18 protein-coding genes are annotated in these 16,048 nt (G+C 68.2%); 2 read left to right on the forward strand and 16 right to left on the reverse strand.

Annotation, left to right across the window (positions count from 1 at the left end; all coding sequences use genetic code 11):
* Positions 1-5 precede the first annotated feature (5 nt).
* The 16 genes from ureG to hemN all read right to left on the reverse strand — a co-directional run bounded on the left by ureG (position 6) and on the right by hemN (position 14,789).
* Positions 6-653 carry an urease accessory protein UreG gene (ureG, locus tag WS45_RS08565; protein ID WP_059530309.1) on the reverse strand — a complete coding sequence of 216 codons (648 nt, stop codon included), beginning with the start codon at positions 651-653 and terminating at the stop codon, positions 6-8.
* A gap of 14 nt (positions 654-667) precedes the next feature.
* Complete coding sequence (locus WS45_RS08570) at positions 668-1,348, reverse strand: urease accessory protein UreF (RefSeq protein WP_059699393.1); 681 nt, start codon at positions 1,346-1,348, stop codon at positions 668-670.
* On the reverse strand, positions 1,335-1,955 hold the full coding sequence (gene ureE / locus WS45_RS08575; RefSeq protein ID WP_059699395.1) for an urease accessory protein UreE: 621 nt from the start codon (positions 1,953-1,955) through the stop codon (positions 1,335-1,337). Before ureE ends, WS45_RS08570 begins: the two co-directional genes overlap by 14 nt.
* A gap of 18 nt (positions 1,956-1,973) precedes the next feature.
* Positions 1,974-3,680, reverse strand: a complete 1,707-nt coding sequence (gene ureC / locus WS45_RS08580) for an urease subunit alpha (RefSeq protein WP_059699397.1) — start codon at positions 3,678-3,680, stop codon at positions 1,974-1,976.
* A gap of 28 nt (positions 3,681-3,708) precedes the next feature.
* Positions 3,709-4,014 carry an urease subunit beta gene (locus tag WS45_RS08585; RefSeq protein WP_059448107.1) on the reverse strand — a complete coding sequence of 102 codons (306 nt, stop codon included), beginning with the start codon at positions 4,012-4,014 and terminating at the stop codon, positions 3,709-3,711.
* Positions 4,015-4,028: 14 nt separating this feature from the next.
* On the reverse strand, positions 4,029-4,331 hold the full coding sequence (ureA, locus tag WS45_RS08590) for an urease subunit gamma (RefSeq protein ID WP_006048588.1): 303 nt from the start codon (positions 4,329-4,331) through the stop codon (positions 4,029-4,031).
* Positions 4,332-4,567: 236 nt separating this feature from the next.
* Positions 4,568-5,443, reverse strand: coding sequence for an urease accessory protein UreD (locus tag WS45_RS08595; protein ID WP_059699400.1), 876 nt, complete (start codon positions 5,441-5,443; stop codon positions 4,568-4,570).
* Positions 5,444-5,627: 184 nt separating this feature from the next.
* On the reverse strand, positions 5,628-6,320 hold the full coding sequence (gene urtE / locus WS45_RS08600; RefSeq protein ID WP_059690763.1) for an urea ABC transporter ATP-binding subunit UrtE: 693 nt from the start codon (positions 6,318-6,320) through the stop codon (positions 5,628-5,630).
* Positions 6,321-6,324: 4 nt separating this feature from the next.
* Positions 6,325-7,182: an urea ABC transporter ATP-binding protein UrtD gene (urtD, locus tag WS45_RS08605; protein ID WP_059530295.1), complete on the reverse strand. Its 858-nt coding sequence runs from the start codon at positions 7,180-7,182 to the stop codon at positions 6,325-6,327.
* The gene (urtC, locus tag WS45_RS08610; protein ID WP_059530292.1) at positions 7,179-8,366 is read right to left on the reverse strand and encodes an urea ABC transporter permease subunit UrtC; all 1,188 of its coding nucleotides are present in this window, start codon (positions 8,364-8,366) and stop codon (positions 7,179-7,181) included. The genes urtD and urtC overlap by 4 nt, the downstream gene beginning before the upstream one ends.
* A gap of 1 nt (position 8,367) precedes the next feature.
* The gene (urtB, locus tag WS45_RS08615) at positions 8,368-9,987 is read right to left on the reverse strand and encodes an urea ABC transporter permease subunit UrtB (protein WP_059690839.1); all 1,620 of its coding nucleotides are present in this window, start codon (positions 9,985-9,987) and stop codon (positions 8,368-8,370) included.
* A gap of 140 nt (positions 9,988-10,127) precedes the next feature.
* On the reverse strand, positions 10,128-11,435 hold the full coding sequence (gene urtA / locus WS45_RS08620) for an urea ABC transporter substrate-binding protein (RefSeq protein WP_059699402.1): 1,308 nt from the start codon (positions 11,433-11,435) through the stop codon (positions 10,128-10,130).
* A 533-nt stretch (positions 11,436-11,968) separates the two neighbouring features.
* On the reverse strand, positions 11,969-12,292 hold the full coding sequence (locus WS45_RS08625; protein ID WP_059530285.1) for a rhodanese-like domain-containing protein: 324 nt from the start codon (positions 12,290-12,292) through the stop codon (positions 11,969-11,971).
* A 14-nt stretch (positions 12,293-12,306) separates the two neighbouring features.
* Positions 12,307-12,963: a protein-L-isoaspartate O-methyltransferase family protein gene (locus WS45_RS08630; RefSeq protein ID WP_059530282.1), complete on the reverse strand. Its 657-nt coding sequence runs from the start codon at positions 12,961-12,963 to the stop codon at positions 12,307-12,309.
* A gap of 104 nt (positions 12,964-13,067) precedes the next feature.
* Entirely contained in the window at positions 13,068-13,325 is a 258-nt protein-coding gene (locus WS45_RS08635; protein WP_059448113.1) for a hypothetical protein, read from the reverse strand.
* Between the two features lie 72 nt (positions 13,326-13,397).
* Positions 13,398-14,789, reverse strand: coding sequence for an oxygen-independent coproporphyrinogen III oxidase (gene hemN / locus WS45_RS08640; protein WP_059690764.1), 1,392 nt, complete (start codon positions 14,787-14,789; stop codon positions 13,398-13,400).
* A 170-nt stretch (positions 14,790-14,959) separates the two neighbouring features.
* Between hemN and WS45_RS08645 the strand changes: the two genes are divergently transcribed.
* Positions 14,960-15,277, forward strand: a complete 318-nt coding sequence (locus WS45_RS08645; protein WP_059690765.1) for a YkgJ family cysteine cluster protein — start codon at positions 14,960-14,962, stop codon at positions 15,275-15,277.
* A gap of 141 nt (positions 15,278-15,418) precedes the next feature.
* Positions 15,419-16,000 carry a DUF1439 domain-containing protein gene (locus tag WS45_RS08650; RefSeq protein ID WP_059530276.1) on the forward strand — a complete coding sequence of 194 codons (582 nt, stop codon included), beginning with the start codon at positions 15,419-15,421 and terminating at the stop codon, positions 15,998-16,000.
* Positions 16,001-16,048 lie beyond the last annotated feature (48 nt).

Here is a 16,048-nt window from a genome sequence, read left to right on the forward strand (position 1 = left end):
GTCGCTCACACCGTCAACAATCCCTTCTTCTCGATGAACGCAATCACGTCCGCGACGCCGTCGAGCGCCTTCAGGTTCGTCATCACGTAAGGCCGCTCGCCGCGCATCTTCTTCGTGTCCGACGCCATCACGTCGAGGTTCGCGCCGACGAGCGGCGCGAGATCCGTCTTGTTGATCACGAGCAGGTCGGACTTCGTGATGCCGGGGCCGCCCTTGCGCGGAATCTTCTCGCCGCCCGCGACGTCGATCACGTAGATCGTCAGGTCCGACAGCTCGGGGCTGAACGTCGCCGCGAGATTGTCGCCACCCGATTCGATGAACACGATGTCGGCGTCGGGAAAGCGCGACAGCATCCGGTCGACGGCCTCGAGGTTGATCGATGCATCCTCGCGGATCGCCGTATGCGGGCAGCCGCCCGTCTCGACGCCCATGATGCGTTCCTCGGGCAGCGCGCCCGCGACCGTCAGCAGGCGCTGGTCTTCTTTCGTGTAGATGTCGTTCGTGATCGCGACGAGGTCGTAGCGCTCGCGCATCGCCTTGCACAGCATTTCGAGCAGCGTGGTCTTGCCGGAGCCGACCGGGCCGCCGATGCCGACGCGCAGCGGCGGCAGTTTCTTGGTGCGGCGGGCGGAGGAGAGAGCGGGTGCGTTCATGGCGTGGGTGGGATTCAGGAGCGGAACAACCGCGAATACTGGGTTTCGTGCCGCGCGGACAGGATGCCGAGCTGCGGCGCGAACGTGTTGATGGCGTCGGGCGGCGTCGCGAGCGCGCGGCGCACGGCCGCGTCGATCGCGCCGCGCAGCGCGACGATGATGCGCTGGCCGGCGAGCTGGCCGAGCGGCACGGCTTTCAGCGCGGCCGACGTCTGGTTCTCGACCCAGCCGAATGCGTAGGCGGCGAGCGTCGCGTCGGCGCCGGCATCGTGCGCGGCGGCCGCGTAGGCGAACGCCGTCGGCAGCGCGATCGGCGAGATCGACGCGAGCGTCGCGCGGCGCGCGGCATCACCCCATTCGAGCGACGCGCAGAGTTGCGCGAGCGACCAGCCCATCTGCTCGGTTTCGCGGCGCAGCTCCGACGATTCGCGGCTCGCGACGAACCACGCGTTCTCGCGTGCGAGCGCATCGGCGTCGTGCGCTTGCCAGCGCGCGAGCTGGTGCGCGAGGAACGGCAGCTCGCCGTGCGCGAGCACGTCGGTCAGCCCGCTCGCGATCCAGTCGCGCGCGGTGTCGGCGTCACGGATCAGGTTTGCGTCGAGCGCGGCTTCGAGCCCCTGCGAATAGCTGAACGCGCCGATCGGCAGCGCGGGCGACGCGAGATGCAGCAGCGCGACGAGCTCAGTGGTGGTCATGACCGTGGTGGCCGTGCGCGCAACCCGGACCATGCTGATGATCGTGATCGTGATCGTGATCGTGATCGTGATCGTGCGAGTGCGAGTGGCTGTGATGCTCGCCGAATACCTGCTGCGCGAGTGCGTAGTCCTCGGCGAACGTCGCGTCGTGTCCATGCTTGTGGCCGCCGCCGTATGCGCCGGCTTCCGGCTGGAACGGTGCGCTGGTTTCTTCGACCTGCGTGCCGAGCCGGCGCAGCATGTCCGCGAGCACGGGATCGGCTTCGAGCTTCAGGTAGCCGTCGCCGATCTCGACCGGCGTGTGACGGTTGCCGAGGTGATACGCGGCGCGCATCAGCGTGAGCGGATCGGCCGCACGCACGAGCAGCACGGTCTCGGGCGCCGCGGCGACGCGCACGAGCGCGCCGTCGTCGGCGACGAGCACGTCGCCGTCGCGCAGCACGGTGCCGCGCGGCAGCAGGACCGCAACGTCCTCGCCGGTGTCGAGCGTCGCCGCGAGGCGGCTCTTGCAGCGGGCGTCATAGGCGAGCGTGAGCGTCGGCGCGCGCGCGACGAGCGACGCGGCGAGCTTCACGTTCGGGGCAATGCGTTTGTCGAGGGTGCGCATGGAACGAAAAACCGGAAATCAGAACAGGAAATAGCGCTGGGCCATCGGCAGCACCGTCGCCGGCTCGCAGGTGAGCAGCTGGCCGTCGGCGATCACGTCGTAGGTTTCGGGATCGACGCTGATCGACGGGCGCCATGCGTTGTGGATCATGTCGGCCTTCGTCACGTTGCGGCAGTTGCGCACGGGCACGACGCGCTTCGCGAGCCCGTAGCGTTCGGCGATGCCCGCATCGGCGGCCATCTGCGACACGAAGGTCAGCGACGTGCGCGCGAGCGCACCGCCGCGCGTGGCGAACATCTCGCGGTAGTGAACGGGCTGCGGCGTCGGAATCGACGCGTTCGGATCGCCCATCTGCGCCATGGCGATCATCCCGCCCTTGAGGATCATCGACGGCTTGATCCCGAAGAACGCCGGCTCCCACAGCACGAGGTCGGCCCACTTGCCGGGTTCGATCGAACCGACTTCGTGCGCGATGCCGTGCGTGAGCGCCGGGTTGATCGTGTACTTCGCGACGTAGCGTTTCGCGCGGAAGTTGTCGTTGCGTGCGCCGTCCTCGGGCAGCGCGCCGCGCTGCACCTTCATCTTGTGCGCGGTCTGCCAGGTGCGGATGATCACTTCGCCGACGCGGCCCATCGCCTGCGAGTCGGACGACAGCATCGACAGCGCGCCGAGATCGTGCAGGATGTCCTCGGCCGCGATCGTCTCGCGGCGGATCCGCGATTCGGCGAACGCGAGATCCTCGGCGATCGACGGATCGAGGTGGTGACACACCATCAGCATGTCGAGATGTTCGTCGAGCGTGTTGATCGTGTACGGGCGGGTCGGGTTGGTCGACGACGGCAGCACGTTCGCCTCGCCGCACACCTTCAGGATGTCGGGCGCGTGGCCGCCGCCCGCGCCTTCGGTGTGGTACGTGTGGATCGTGCGGCCCTTGAACGCGGCGACCGTCGATTCGACGAAGCCGCCTTCGTTCAGCGTGTCGGTGTGGATCGCGACCTGGGTGTCGGTGTCGTCGGCGACCGACAGGCAGTTGTCGATCGCGGCGGGCGTCGTGCCCCAGTCTTCATGCAGCTTCAGGCCGATCGCGCCGGCCGCGATCTGCTCGACGAGCGGCTGCGGCAGGCTCGCGTTGCCCTTGCCGAGGAAGCCGAGGTTGATCGGCCAGCCGTCGGCGGCCTGCAGCATCCGCTCCATGTGCCATGGGCCCGGCGTGCAGGTCGTCGCGTTGGTGCCGGTGGCCGGCCCCGTGCCGCCGCCGAGCATCGTCGTGACGCCCGATGCAAGCGCCTCGTCGATCTGCTGCGGGCTGATGAAGTGGATGTGCGTGTCGATGCCGCCGGCCGTCACAATCAGCCCTTCGCCGGCGATCACTTCGGTCGCCGCGCCGATCGCGATCGTCACGCCCGGCTGGATGTCCGGGTTGCCCGCCTTGCCGATCGCGGCGATGCGGCCGTGCTTGATCGCGATGTCGGCCTTCACGATGCCCCAGTGATCGAGGATCACCGCATTCGTGATGATCGTGTCGGGCACGTCGGCGGCCACCCGCTGCGACTGACCCATCCCGTCGCGGATCACCTTCCCGCCGCCGAATTTCACTTCCTCGCCGTAGGTGGTGAAGTCGCGTTCGATCTCGATCAGCAGTTCGGTATCGGCGAGCCGCACGCGGTCGCCCGTCGTCGGCCCGAACATTTCCGCGTATGCGCGGCGGCTCAAGCGTAGTGTCATGTGCTGTTCCTGAAGAGCGGGGCGCGGCTTACAGCGGCCCCATCACCTTGCCCTGAAAACCGTAGACGGCGCGTTCGCCGGCCAGCTCGACGAGCTCGACGGTGCGCGTCTGGCCCGGCTCGAAGCGCACGGCCGTGCCGGCCGCGATGTTGAGCCGGAAGCCGCGCGCGGCCGCGCGGTCGAACGACAGCGCGTCGTTGACTTCGAAGAAGTGGTAATGCGAGCCGACCTGCACCGGGCGGTCGCCGGTGTTCGCGACGACGAGCGAGACCGTCGCGCGGCCCGCGTTCAGTTCGTGCTCGCCGTCGTCGGTGAGGATTTCGCCGGGGATCATGCGTGCTACCTCGGTCACGGAATCGGGTGGTGGACGGTGACGAGCTTGGTGCCGTCGGGGAAGGTTGCCTCGACCTGGATGTCGGGAATCATCTCCGGCACGCCTTCCATCACGTCGTCGCGCGTGAGCAGCGTCGTGCCGTAGTGCATCACCTCGGCGACGGTCTTGCCGTCGCGCGCGGCTTCCATCAGCGCGGCGGTGATGAACGCGACCGCTTCCGGATAGTTGAGCTTCAGCCCGCGCGCGCGGCGGCGCTCGGCCAGCAGCGCCGCCGTGAAGATCAGCAGCTTGTCCTTTTCTCGGGGAGTCAGTTTCATGAAGGCAGTCGTTCAGGAAAACGTAATTTTTATCGGTGCGCGGGGTTCCGGCCGGGGCGCGGGTCATCGTAGCACCGCGCCGTTTTTCGTGCGTCGTGTAGCCGTTATGTAAGCAGCAAGGCGCGTGCCATGTCGATGGAACGCGCCTCGATGCGCGATCGTGGTGCGCGATGCATGAATCGTGGGCAGGGTGGGCGGCGCGACTGCGCCGAAACGGTGCGTGGCGGGCCGCGCGCTCAGGTCTGCCAGAGGCGCAGCGGCCGTGCGTCGACACCGTGCACGAGCGGCCGCAGGTAAAGCCAGCAGTCGGCGAAGTGACGCTGCAGCGCTTCCATCGACGTCGATACCGCGCGCACCAGCACGACGCCCGGCGTCACGCAGGTCGCGCCCGCGCGCAGTGCGTCGTCGAACGGCATCCGCGCGGCGAGCGCTTCGGCGAGCGCGACATCGCACGCGGCGCCGGCCGCCCACAGCGTGCCGTACACGGGAAAGCCGCCAAGGCCCTGCAGCGCGCCGCGCAGCGGATCGTGCGCGTCGAGCAGCGCGCGCTCGGTCCAGAGCGGCCGTCCGTCGGCGTCGACGAGTGCCGAACCCGACGCGATGCGGCCGGCCGACCACGTTTCGCCGGCCGCCTGACGGCCGAGCTGCGTCGCGTCCCAGCCGATCGCGCTCGCGCCGGCGCCGAGCGTCACGGTGAAGTCGAGCGCGGCGTGGGCCGCGTCGAAGAACAGGTTGTTCTGCGGCAGCCAGTCGAGCTTCGCGTGCTCGCCGACCGTGATGCCGATGCGCTGCGTCGCGTCGAGGCCGTTCGACTTGTACCACTTGGTCGCGCCGGGTGTCGTCAGCACCGCGTGCGTGCCATCGCCGAGCGTGATGTCGATGTCGAGCCGGTCGCCGCCCGCGACGCCGCCCGGCGGGTGAACGATGACCGCGTGGCAGATCGCGTCGCCTTCCGGATACAGCGGCCGCTGGACGCGCAGCGGGCCGTCGTGCAGCCGGTGGACGAGCGTCGTGCGCGCGCCGTGCCGCTCGAAGCCGAGTTCGAGACGGCCGCGCCACGACTTGGCAACGGCGGGACGGGACAGCGGGGCGTGGGAATCGAGGGCGGACATCGGCGGGAAGCTGGAGACGGGCGCGGTGATCGGAGATGCTACCGCAACACTATACGCCTGGGTGTTCGGGATGCCGAACGAGGCGACGGGGAGGGGCGGCGGCGCGGCGGCGATGCCGACGTTCGTCCGGCATGCGTCGATCGCCGGCGCCTCGCGGCAACGTCATCGCGTGCCGTATTCCTCGCTACACCGCGATCAGCTCGCGCACGCCGTGGGTTTCCATGTCGCGCGCCTCGCCGCCCGCGATGACCTCGCCGCGGCTCATCACCCAGTAATGGTCCGCGATCGAGCGCGCGAAGTCGTAATACTGCTCGACGAGCAGCACGGTCATCCGCGATTCGTCGACGAGCTGGCGCAGCGTGCGGCCGATGTCCTGGATGATCGACGGCTGGATGCCCTCGGTCGGCTCGTCGAGGATCAGCAGTTGCGGCTCGCTCATCAGCGCGCGGCCGATCGCGAGCTGCTGCTGCTGGCCGCCCGACAGGTCGCCGCCGCGCCGTGCGCGCATGTCCTTCAGCACCGGGAACAGGTCGTAGATGCGGTCGGGCACTTTCGACGGCGCCTTGCGGCTCGCCGCGCCGACGAGCAGGTTCTCCTCGACGGTGAGGCGCGGAAAGATGTCGCGGCCCTGCGGCACGTACGCGAGGCCGGCCGCGACGCGCGCATACGGCGGCAGTGCGCCGAGCGCCGTGCCGCGCCACGACACGCTGCCGCTCTTCGCGGCGACGACGCCCATCAGGCAGCGCAGCAGCGTGCTCTTGCCGACGCCGTTGCGGCCGAGCAGCACGGTGAGCTTGCCGTCGTCGGCGGCCAGCGTGACGTTGCGCAGGATATGGCTGCCGCCGTAATACTGGTTCAGTGCATCGATCTTCAGCATTGGATTACCGTCCGAGGTAGGACTCGATCACCGCGTCGTCGCGCTTGACCTGGTCGAGCGTGCCTTGCGCGAGCACCGCGCCTTCGGCCATCACCGTCACGCGGCCCGTGTCGCCCGCGAGCGCCGCGACGAATTCCATGTCGTGCTCTACGACCATCATCGAGCAGGTGCCGCGCAGCGTGTTCAGCAGCTTCGCGAGTTCCATCGTCTCGTGGTCGGTCATGCCGGCGGCCGGCTCGTCGAGCAGCAGCAGAGCCGGGCGCTGCATCAGCAGCATGCCGATCTCGAGCCGCTGCTTCTGCCCGTGCGACAACTCGCCGGCCGCGCGATACGCGTCGCTTTCGAGGCCGATCAGCGCGAGCGTCTCCTCGATCTTCGCCTGCGCGGCGCGGTCGAGCCGCGCGCGCAGCGACGCGAGCCAGCCCTTGTCGGTCTGCATCGCCAGTTCGAGGTTTTCCCACACCGGATGCTGTTCGAACACGGTCGGCTTCTGGAACTTGCGGCCGATCCCCGCACGCGCGATCTCGGGTTCGTTCATCCGCGCGAGGTCGATGGTCTGGCCGAGAAACACCTTGCCCGCATCGGGGCGGGTCTTGCCGGTGATCACGTCCATCATCGTCGTCTTGCCCGCGCCGTTCGGGCCGATCACGCAGCGCAGTTCGCCCGCGTCGATCGCGAGCGACAGCTTGTTCAGCGCGCGGAAGCCGTCGAAGCTCACCTCGATGTCCTCGAGGTAGAGGATCGTGCCGTGCGACGTGTCGATGCCGGGCGGCACCACGCGGCCCATCGATGCGGTGCCGCTGACGGTCAGCAGCTCGTCCTCGGCCGGTGGCGTGAACTGGTAGAGGGCCGTGCCGTTCATGCGCGTTTCCCCTTTGCGAGCAGTGTGTCGACGAGGCCCATGATGCCGCGCGGCAGCAAGAGCGGCACGAGCACGAAGATCAGCCCGAGAAAGAACAGCCAGTATTCGGCGAAATACGCGGTGAAGAGGCTCTTCGCGCCGTTCACCGCGAACGCGCCGACGATCGGCCCGATCAGCGTGCCGCGCCCGCCCACCGCGACCCAGATCGCCATTTCGATCGAGTTGCCGGGCGACATCTCGCCGGGGTTGATGATGCCGACCTGCGGCACGTACAAAGCGCCCGCGATTCCACACAGCACGGCCGACAGCGTCCATACGAACAGCTTGTACGCGAGCGGGCTGTAGCCGAGGAACATCAGCCGCGTCTCGCCGTCGCGCACCGCGGTGACCACGCGCCCGAGCTTGCTGGTGACGATCGCGCGCGCGGCGATGAACGCGAGCACGAGCGTCGCGAAGGTCAGCAGCAACAGCACCGTGCGCGTGCCGGGCGACGTGATCGGAAACCCGGCGATGCGCTTGAAGTCGGTGAAGCCGTTGTTGCCGCCGAAGCCCGTCTCGTTGCGAAAGAACAGCAGCATCGCGGCGAACGTCAGCGCCTGCGTGATGATCGACAGGTACACGCCCTTCACGCGCGAGCGGAACGTGAAGAAGCCGAACACCCAAGCGAGCACGGCCGGCACGAGCACGACCAGCGCGAGCGCCCAGGCGAGATGCTGCGTGCCGCTCCAGTACCAGGGCAGCTGATGCCAGTCGAGGAACACCATGAAGTCGGGCAGGTCGCTGCCGTACTTGCCGTCGCGGCCGATCTCGCGCATCAGGTACATGCCGATCGCATAACCGCCGAGCGCGAAGAAGAGGCCATGGCCGAGGCTCAGGATTCCGCAGTAACCCCACACGAGATCGAGCGCGAGCGCGGCGATCGCGTAGCACATCAGCTTGCCGGCGAGCGTCATCGCGTACGCGGACAAATGGAACGCGCTCGACTCGGGCGCGACCAGCGCGGCGAGCGGCACGCCGATGCCGATCGCGATGCACAGCGCGACGAGCGCGAGCCACGCGCGGCGCGACAGCAGCGCGGGGCGGGGCGGCAGGCCAAGCGCGAACCCGTCCTCCGCACGCGCGGAGGCGGGAGGCTTCGGCGCGTCGGCGATCGGGTTCGACAACGAATCGGTGATTGAAGTCATGTCAGGCCTCCGCGCTGCGTCCCTTCGGGGCGAACATGCCCTGCGGACGCTTCTGGATGAACAGCACGATCATCACGAGCACCGCGATCTTCGCGAGCACGGCGCCCCAGAACGGCTCGATCGCCTTGCTGACGAGGCCGAGCCCGAAGCCGCCGAGCACGGTGCCGGCGATCTGGCCGACGCCGCCGAGCACGACCGCCATGAATGAATCGATGATGTAGTTTTGCCCGAGGTCCGGGCCCACGTTGCCGATCTGCGACAGCGCGCAGCCGCCGAGGCCCGCGATGCCCGCGCCGAACGCGAACGCATACGCGTCGACGCGCGCGGTCTTCACGCCGACGCACGCGGCCATCCGGCGGTTCTGCGTGACCGCGCGCACGAACAGGCCGAGCCGCGTCTTCGTCAGCACGCCCCAGGCGACGCACACGACCGCCAGCGCGAACGCGAGGATCGCGAGCCGGTTGTACGGCAGGATCAGGTTCTGCATCACGGTCACGCCGCCGCTCATCCACGACGGGTTCACGACCTGCACGTTCTGCGCGCCGAACAGCATGCGCGTCGCCTGGATCAGGATCAGGCTCACGCCGAAGGTCGCGAGCAGCGTTTCGAGCGGGCGGCCGTACAGGTGCCGCAGCACGAGCCGCTCCAGCACGATGCCGACCAGCGCGGCCGCCGCGAACGACACCGGCACCGCGACGAGCGGATACCAGTCGAATGCCGCCGGCGCATAGCGCTGGATCAGCGTCTGCACGACATAGGTTGCGTACGCACCGATCATCAGGAATTCGCCGTGCGCCATGTTGATCACGCCGATCAGCCCGTATGTGATCGCGAGGCCGAGCGCCGCGAGCAGCAACACGCTGCCGAGCGACAGGCCCGCGAACACGGTGCCCGCGATCTCGCCGCGGCGCTGCAGCGCGTGCAATGCGTCGAGCCCTTGCTGCGCGGCTTCGCGCACGCGTGCGTCGGGCTCGGCGAAACTGCCGTCCGCGTTCTTCGCGACGAGCGGACGCAACTGTTCGATCATGTCGAGGTCGCGGCGCGCGGCCACCACCTGCACGGCTTCGAGACGCTTCGCCGGATCGGCATCGTGCAGCGCGGCGATCGCCCATAGCGCATCGAGGCGGCGCTTCAATGCCGGATCGGTTTCCTTCGCGCGGGCGCGATCGATCATCGGCTTGAGTGCCGGGTCGGGCGACTTCAGCAGCGCGTCGATCGCGTCGCGGCGCGCGGCGACGTCGGGCGAGGCGAGGGCGAGACCCGACAGCGCGCCGGCAATCTTCGTGCGCAGCAGGTTGTTCAGCATCACGGGCTGCGCGTCGCCGGCCGGCGTCGCGGCCTGCGTGAGCGCGTCGTGCGCGGTGTCGCCGGTCTGGATCAGCAGGCGTCCGTCGCCGGTCGCGAGCGCGTCGCCGGTCGACAGCGCATTGAGCAACGCGACGGCGCGCGGATCGGCATCGGCGGCGAGATGGTCGATCGCGGTCGTCTTCGCGTCGAAGTCGTCGCCGGCGAGCGCGGCGGTATCGGCCGCCGTCAGGGCGAACGCGGCGCGCGGCAGCGCGCCCGCCAGCGCGGCACAGGCGACGACCGCGACGGCGGCGCGGCGAAAGCGTGTAGGCATCGGGAAATCCTGTCGGGCGTGGGAAAGCGAATGCGTGCGGCGGTGCGCGAGCGCGTGCGGCGCGTTACCGCAATCGCGGCGAGTGCCGGCACCGGCCTGCGAACGGAGCGCCACGCCGGTGCGCGGCGCTCCGCATCGCATCAGGCGAGCGCCGCGCGCTGCCGGCGCAGGAACGCCGGAATCGAGCTGACGATGTCCGGCTTGCCCTGGTTGCCCGCGATGAACGGGCTCCACGGCTGCGCGCGCACGGCCGTCTTCGTCTTCCACACGACGTTGAACTGCCCGTCGCCGCGAATCTCGCCGATCATCACCGGCTTGTGCAGGTGATGGTTGCCGTCCATCGAGAGCGTGAAGCCCGACGGCGCGGCAACCGTCTGTCCGATCATCGCGACGCGCACCTTGTCGACGTCGGTGCTCTTCGCCTTCTCGACCGCCTGCTTCCACATGTGGATGCCGACGTAGGTCGCTTCCATCGGATCGTTGGTCACGCGCTTCGCGCCGCCCGGCAGGTTGTTCGCCTTCACCCACGCGGCGAACTGGTCCTTGAACTTCGTGTTCGTCGGGTTCTTCACCGACATGAAGTAGTTCCACGCGGCGAGATGGCCGACGAGCGGCTTCGTGTCGATCCCGCGCAGCTCTTCCTCGCCGACCGAGAACGCGACCACCGGCACGTCGGTCGCCTTGATCCCCTGGTTGCCGAGCTCCTTGTAGAACGGCACGTTCGAATCGCCGTTGATCGTCGAGATCACGGTCGTCTTGCCGCCCTGCGCGAAGTTCTTGATGTTCGCGACGATCGTCTGGTAATCGCTGTGGCCGAACGGCGTGTAGACCTCCTGAATGTCGGCGTCTTTCACGCCCTTCGATTTCAGGAACGCACGCAGGATCTTGTTGGTCGTGCGCGGATACACGTAGTCGGTGCCGAGCAGGAAGAAGCGCTTCGCGCCGCCGCCTTCCGCGCTCATCAGGTACTCGACGGCGGGGATCGCCTGCTGGTTCGGCGCGGCGCCCGTGTAGAACACGTTGCGCGACATTTCCTCGCCTTCATATTGCACCGGGTAATAGAGCAGGCCGTTCAGTTCCTCGAACACCGGCAGCACCGACTTGCGCGACACCGACGTCCAGCAGCCGAACACGCACGCGACCTTGTCCTGCGTGAGCAGCTGGCGCGCCTTCTCGGCGAACAGCGGCCAGTTCGATGCGGGGTCGACGACCACGGGCTCGAGCTTGCGGCCCATCACGCCGCCGCTCTTGTTGATGTCGGCGATCGTCATCAGCGCCGTGTCCTTCAGCGACGTTTCGGAGATCGCCATCGTGCCCGACAGCGAATGCAGGATGCCGACCTTGATCGGACCCGTGCCCGCATCGGCCGCGTGCGCGAACGGACTCTTGCCCGCCAGCGCGAGTGCACCGGCCATCGAACCGAACTTCAGCAGACTGCGACGTTTCATCGAGTTCCCCTTGACGTGTTGGATAGGCGTGCGCCGTGACGGCGCCGGCATCGAACTAACGCAAGGCATGTGCCAGTCGCGCGGATGCACGCCGGGCGTGCCTGTGCGGGGTGGTGCGGGGCGTCGGCGTGGTGCGCGTGACGCGTCGTGCAGCATGCGCGATCCGTTGCGGTGCAGTCGCGCGGGCGCAAATGGTGCACGGCGTGCGCGCGGGTGCGAGCGCGAAGGTCACTTGTTTAGGGACGCGCGGAACGTGATCGCCGCGCATGCATCCGGCCGCGTCGTGCCGGCGTGGTCGTGAAGTGCGGCGGGAAGGGCGAGGCGCTCCGCTCGACGGGGGGCCATGTTCGGGTGCCCGCCGCCGTTCGTCATCGAACGAACGCGGATGGGCGACGCGCTGAATCAATCGAAGAAGGAGGAAGCAGAAACGCAAACGGGCGCGCCATGCGCGCCCGTTCGGCGGATCGGAGCGATCGGCTGCAACGGGCCGGTCGCCGTGGCGGCGCGCGATGCGCCGCCGGAAGGTCAGTCACTCAGTAACGCGGCACGGACGGATCGACGTCGCGCGACCACGCGTCGATCCCGCCCTGCAGGTTGTACAGCTTCGTGAAGCCGCGCGATTCGAGGAACATCGCGACCTGGGCGCTGCGCATCCCGTGATGGCACACGCAGACGATTTCCGCTTCGTCGTCGAGCTCCTCGCTGCGCGCGGGGATCTGCTGCATCGGGATCGACACGCTGCCGGCGATCTGCGCGGTCGAGATTTCCCACGGCTCGCGCACGTCGAGCACGATCGGCGCGGGACGCGCCGGATCGCGAAGCCATTCCGCGAGCATCGCGGGCGTCAGGATCTGCATGGAAGCTCCGCCGCTCAGAATTTGAAGCGCGACGGTTCGATCGCGTTGACGAGGTGATTGACGTAGGTTTCGAACACGTCGGCGACACGGTACTGCTTGTCGTCGATTCGCGTGATGATTTGCGCCTTCATCACCGGACGGCCGCCGACGAACGCCGACAGGCGGCCGCCGATCTTCAGCTGTTCGAGCATCTGCTGCGGCACGACCGGCAGGCCGCCCGCGACGCAGATCACGTCGTACGGCGCCTTGTCGGGCCAGCCGAGCGAGCCGTCGCCGAGCACGACTTCCGCGTTCGTCACGCCGTCGTTGCGCAGGTTGTCCGCCGCGAACTTTGCGATGGTCGGATCGATATCGACGGCCGTCACGTGCTGTGCGCGATGCGCGAACAGCGCGGCCAGGTAGCCCGAACCCGCGCCGATCACGAGCACGTTTTCGTGCTTCTTGACCGCCAGTTCCTGCAGCACGCGCGCTTCGACGCGCGGAAACAGCATCTTGCTGCTGCCGCCGGGCAGCGGCAGCTCGAGGTCGGCGAACGCGAGATCGCGGTGTTCGGGCAACACGTAGTTTTCACGCTTGACGATCGCCAGCAGGCCCAGGACGTCCAGATCCAGCACGTCCCACGGCCGGATCTGTTGTTCGATCATGTTGAAACGCGCGTTTTCGATATTCATGGTGTGGTCACGCAGCCAGGTCGGCCATCAGCGGGGGTAGAGAAACTTCGTGATTGTACCAAACGGGGCACCGGCGAAGCCTTCAGACGGCCTGCAACAGACCTTTACCCCTTGCTCTTCTTGATCTGCGCCTCGAATGCGAGGTCGAGCTTGCTCGCCTTGCGCGGCTTTTTGGGGCCGAATTCGTCGACGAACCTGACGAATTCGTCGAGCGGCAGCGGCTCGCTGCGCTTCTCGGCAGTGCCGCCCGAGCGGTCGACCAGATAGAACAGGCCGCCCGCCATCGCGACGGCCGCGAATTGCGGGTTGCCGGAACGGGTCTTCAGGCGTTCGACCGCGTTGGTTGCTTTGGTGGTGCGCATCGTGCGGATTCTTGCAGGGGCGTTGAGCCCCTTACTTTATCAAACCGGCCGCCCGCATGCGGCCGTGCGGCGTCAGACGGTGCGCGAGTAGCGCTGCCGCGGCGTCTGGCCGAGGTAGGCGTCGAACGCCATTGCGATGTTGCGCACGACCATCCGGCCGGCGGGGTGGATCGTCAGGCGGTCGCCGGCGATGGTCAGCAACCCGTCCTGCTCGAACGCGCGCAGCGCGTCGAGCTCGCGTGCGAAGTGATCGGCGAAGCGGACCCCGTGCGCGGCCTCGATGTGCGAGAACGGCAGTTCGAGGTTGCACATCAGCTGGGTGATCACGTCCCGGCGCAGCCGGTCGTCGGCCGTGAGCCGCACGCCGCGCGCGATCGGCAGCCGGCCCGCGTCGAGCGCGGCGCCATACGCCGGGAGGTCCTTCGCGTTCTGCGCGTAGACGTCGCCGACCTTGCCGATCGACGACACGCCGAAGCCGACCAGGTCCGTATCCGCGCGCGTGCTGTAGCCCTGGAAATTGCGCTGCAGCGTGCCGTTTCGCTGCGCACGCACGAGTTCGTCGGTCGGCCGCGCGAAGTGATCCATCCCGATGTACACGTAGCCGGCCTGCGTCAGCATGTCGATCGCGAGGCCGAGCAGCGCGACCCGCGTCGCAGGCGGCGGCAGCGTCGCGTCGTCGATCTGCCGCTGCATCTTGAACAGGTGCGGCATGTGCGCGTAGCCGAATACCGAGAGGCGGTCGGGCGCGAGTTCGATGATCGTCTCGAGCGTGCGCGCGAACACGGCGACCGTCTGGTGCGGCAGCCCGTAGATCAGGTCGACGCTGACCGAATGGAAGCCCGTCGTGCGTGCGGTCGACAGCAGGTCGGCCGTCATCGCGAGCGGCTGGATCCGGTTGATCGCCTGCTGCACGACCGGGTCGAAATCCTGCACGCCGAGGCTCAGCCGGTTGAAGCCGATGTTGCGCAGGTGCACGAGCGTCGCGGGCGTGACCGTGCGCGGGTCGATCTCGATCGAGAACTCCGCGTCGGCGTCCGGCGCGAGCGCGAAGTGTTCGCGGGTGGCCACCATCAGCTCGGCCGTTTCGTCGTCGGACAGGAAGGTCGGCGTGCCGCCGCCCCAGTGCAGCTGCGTGACCGGGCGCGCGGGATCGAACAGCGCGGCCTGCAGCGCCAGCTCGCGCTTGAGTTGCTCGAGATACGGGCGCGCGCGGCGGCGGTTGTTGGTCGCGATCTTGTTGCAGCCGCAATAGAAGCAGGCCGTGTTGCAGAACGGGATGTGGAAGTACAGCGACAGGTCGCTCGACGACGCGCCGGGATCGCCCGCGGCGCGCACGTAGTCGGCCGGGTCGAAATCGTCGCGGAACTGCAGCGCGGTGGGGTAGGACGTGTAGCGCGGCCCGTTCGTGCCGTACTTCGCGAGCAAATCGGGACGGAACAGGGTGTCGGCAGAACCGGAACTCATGATGGTCTCGCGCTTTTTAGATGCTTTCGAGTATATAAACGCGCATTCCGGCTGCATTGTGTAATAACGTCGCAGCCGGCGGTGGCACAATGCGCAGTGGGCTGCCGCACGCTGCGTCCGGTTGCCGCATCGTTTTTCGTTGTTCGTGAGAGAGCAGAGTGTCCGTCGAAATGTCTGTCCGTCCGGCGCCCGCCGATGTCCCGCCGCCGCATGCGTGCCGCGAGGCGTGCGGCGCGTGCTGCATCGCACCGTCGATTTCCTCGCCGATTCCGGGGATGCCCGACGGCAAGCCGGCCGGCGTGCGCTGCGTGCAGCTCGGCGACGACCTGCGCTGCCGGATCTTCGGCCGGCCCGAGCGTCCCGCGTGCTGTTCGGGGCTGCAGCCGTCCGCCGAGATGTGCGGTGCGTCGCGCGACCACGCGCTCGCGTGGCTGACGCGCCTCGAGGTCGCGACGCAGCCGTCGCCCGGCGCCGGCACGGCCCGCTGACGCATTGCCCGCGCTGCCGTCCACCCGCATGCGCATGGAACCGGCGACATGCGCCGAAGCACTAACTTCGGTCCCCGGCACAGCTTGCGGCCGAGCCGGTAACCCGACTGCCGCTTCGCCCGATACAGGAGATTGTTCAGCATGACCGCATCTTGCACGCCCGGCCGGCGCCGCTTCCTCGCCGCCTGCGCCGGCGCCATCGGCGTGTCGGTATCGCTCGCCGCCTGCGCGTCGACGTTCCCGTTCATCCCCGATCACTACACGTTCTCGCGCGGCGACGTGCAGAAAGCCGTCGCGCGCAAGTTTCCGTACCAGAAGACGGTCGCGCAGGTGGTCGACGTGTCGCTCACCAATCCGGCCGTCAACCTGCTGCCCGACCAGAACCGCGTCGCCGTGCAGCTCGACGCGCATTTCGCGAGTCCGTTCCTGCGCGAACCGGTGAGCGGCAAGTTCATCGTGTCGGGCCAGCTCGCTTACGACGCGCCGAGCCGCTCGGTCGTGCTGAAGGCGCCGGCCGTCGACAGCCTCGTGCTCGACGGCAACGCGCAGATGTACGCGCAACAGGTCGGCGCGGCCGCCGGCCTGCTCGCGACGCAGGTGCTGACCAACTACCCGATCTACACGTTCAAGCCCGAGCAGCTGCAATTTGCCGGCGTGAACTACGAACCCGGTACAATTACGATTCTTACAAACGGCATACGCGTGGCGATCGTCGAAAAGTGACGGCGCACCGCGCGCGGCCGGGCGGGCCGCGGCGGTGACGCGGCCCTT

Origin of the sequence: Burkholderia sp. RF2-non_BP3 (assembly GCF_001522185.1) — a bacterium.
In the GTDB taxonomy this organism is placed as follows: Bacteria; Pseudomonadota; Gammaproteobacteria; order Burkholderiales; family Burkholderiaceae; genus Burkholderia; species Burkholderia diffusa.

Coding starts and splice junctions, on each gene's coding strand:
- ureG (WP_059530309.1), bottom strand. CDS start 653: ATGAACGCACCCGCTCTCTCCTCCGCCCGCCGCACCAAGAAACTGCCG.
- WS45_RS08570 (WP_059699393.1), bottom strand. CDS start 1,348: ATGACCACCACTGAGCTCGTCGCGCTGCTGCATCTCGCGTCGCCCGCG.
- ureE (WP_059699395.1), bottom strand. CDS start 1,955: ATGCGCACCCTCGACAAACGCATTGCCCCGAACGTGAAGCTCGCCGCG.
- ureC (WP_059699397.1), bottom strand. CDS start 3,680: ATGACACTACGCTTGAGCCGCCGCGCATACGCGGAAATGTTCGGGCCG.
- WS45_RS08585 (WP_059448107.1), bottom strand. CDS start 4,014: ATGATCCCCGGCGAAATCCTCACCGACGACGGCGAGCACGAACTGAAC.
- ureA (WP_006048588.1), bottom strand. CDS start 4,331: ATGAAACTGACTCCCCGAGAAAAGGACAAGCTGCTGATCTTCACGGCG.
- WS45_RS08595 (WP_059699400.1), bottom strand. CDS start 5,443: ATGTCCGCCCTCGATTCCCACGCCCCGCTGTCCCGTCCCGCCGTTGCC.
- urtE (WP_059690763.1), bottom strand. CDS start 6,320: ATGCTGAAGATCGATGCACTGAACCAGTATTACGGCGGCAGCCATATC.
- urtD (WP_059530295.1), bottom strand. CDS start 7,182: ATGAACGGCACGGCCCTCTACCAGTTCACGCCACCGGCCGAGGACGAG.
- urtC (WP_059530292.1), bottom strand. CDS start 8,366: ATGACTTCAATCACCGATTCGTTGTCGAACCCGATCGCCGACGCGCCG.
- urtB (WP_059690839.1), bottom strand. CDS start 9,987: ATGCCTACACGCTTTCGCCGCGCCGCCGTCGCGGTCGTCGCCTGTGCC.
- urtA (WP_059699402.1), bottom strand. CDS start 11,435: ATGAAACGTCGCAGTCTGCTGAAGTTCGGTTCGATGGCCGGTGCACTC.
- WS45_RS08625 (WP_059530285.1), bottom strand. CDS start 12,292: ATGCAGATCCTGACGCCCGCGATGCTCGCGGAATGGCTTCGCGATCCG.
- WS45_RS08630 (WP_059530282.1), bottom strand. CDS start 12,963: ATGAATATCGAAAACGCGCGTTTCAACATGATCGAACAACAGATCCGG.
- WS45_RS08635 (WP_059448113.1), bottom strand. CDS start 13,325: ATGCGCACCACCAAAGCAACCAACGCGGTCGAACGCCTGAAGACCCGT.
- hemN (WP_059690764.1), bottom strand. CDS start 14,789: ATGAGTTCCGGTTCTGCCGACACCCTGTTCCGTCCCGATTTGCTCGCG.
- WS45_RS08645 (WP_059690765.1), top strand. CDS start 14,960: ATGTCTGTCCGTCCGGCGCCCGCCGATGTCCCGCCGCCGCATGCGTGC.
- WS45_RS08650 (WP_059530276.1), top strand. CDS start 15,419: ATGACCGCATCTTGCACGCCCGGCCGGCGCCGCTTCCTCGCCGCCTGC.